This is a genomic window from Ruegeria sp. BC7, assembly GCF_056539165.1.
Genome location: NZ_JBQFUL010000025.1, coordinates 1 through 820 on the forward strand (window position 1 = coordinate 1; position 820 = coordinate 820).

General features: G+C 51.0%; 1 protein-coding gene. It reads left to right on the top strand.

Annotated elements, in window-relative coordinates:
- Positions 1-85 precede the first annotated feature (85 nt).
- Positions 86-766 carry an IS6 family transposase gene (locus ACR0KS_RS20415; protein WP_480693337.1) on the top strand — a complete coding sequence of 227 codons (681 nt, stop codon included), beginning with the start codon at positions 86-88 and terminating at the stop codon, positions 764-766.
- Positions 767-820 lie beyond the last annotated feature (54 nt).

Below are 820 nucleotides of genomic sequence, written 5' to 3' on the forward strand. Positions count from 1 at the left end.
GGATCTGTTGCAAACTTTTGACTGTTGACGCTGATAAGTGCTTCGAGTGAATGGCTATCGAAATTTTGAAGTCGAAAGTCTGTTCATGATCTCATTCAAAGGCGCACAGTATCCAAAAGCCGTGATCCTCTTCGCAGTATTCTTTTATGTCCGTTACGGTGTGTCATATCGCGATCTAGAAGAGATCATGCATGAGGGAGGCGTTGCAGTGGATCACACTACGCTGAACCGCTGGGTGACACGGTATGCAGGCGCAATCGCTGAAGCAGCGCGTCGTCGTAAGGGATCGTGCGACCGCTCTTGGAGAATGGATGAAACGTACATCAAAGTGAAAGGCTCGTGGGTCTATCTCTATCGCGCCGTGGATAAACACGGCAAAACCCTGGATTTCATGCTGTCCGAGCGGCGAAACAAGCCGGCCGCCACAAGGTTCTTCGCTCGGATGCTTGAGGTCAACGGTCTTCCACGAAAGATCGTTATCGACAAAAGCGGCGCCAACACCGCAGGCATTAAGGCGATCAACAAAATGCTCGCGGGCTTTGGTTGCCCCATCCCAATAGAGATGGTCAGGCGGAAATATCTGAACAACATCGTGGAACAGGACCATCGATTCATCAAAAGACGAACTCGCCCGATGCTCGGCTTCAAGTCTTTTGCCTCGGCCACGGCAACACTTGCGGGTATCGAAGTGTCACACATGATCCATAAGGGCCAATTTACGCCCGGACTCTGTCCGTTCAAACAATTCGCTGAGTTGGCTGCCTAGTTTCGTTGCAATCGCCAAGACAGTTCGGTCAGCTCAAAACTTTGCAACAAAGCC

Excerpts from the sequence above, each read along its gene's own strand:
- ACR0KS_RS20415 (WP_480693337.1), top strand. The coding sequence starts at position 86 with ATGATCTCATTCAAAGGCGCACAGTATCCAAAAGCCGTGATCCTCTTC.